Below are 231 nucleotides of genomic sequence, written 5' to 3'. Positions count from 1 at the left end.
AAATGGATTCGAGTAAAAGGAGGGAGGAATGAATCGCGTCTCTGCCGGCCAGCGTATAAAAGATGCACCAATCTCATATCTGTCTATGATCAGTACATCCTGCACACCAATTTGGCGAAGCGTCGCAGCTATTCCAACTCCTGCTGGGCCAGCCCCTACAATGATAACGTCTCGTGGTGTAGACATAATTTAATTCGCTCCTATGTGTTATGTTATAACGTAACACATAGA

General features: G+C 45.0%; 1 protein-coding gene. It reads right to left on the bottom strand.

Annotated features, from left to right (window positions below):
* Positions 1-186 (bottom strand): NAD(P)-binding domain-containing protein (locus KVT28_RS27215; RefSeq protein WP_217551456.1); only part of this gene is annotated, 186 nt, incomplete at its 3' end.
* Between the last annotated feature and the right edge of the window lie 45 nt (positions 187-231).

The organism is Pantoea sp. GbtcB22 (assembly GCF_019091025.1).
Classification (GTDB): Bacteria; Pseudomonadota; Gammaproteobacteria; order Enterobacterales; family Enterobacteriaceae; genus Pantoea; species Pantoea leporis.
This window is presented reverse-complemented; position numbering and strand designations above follow the sequence as displayed.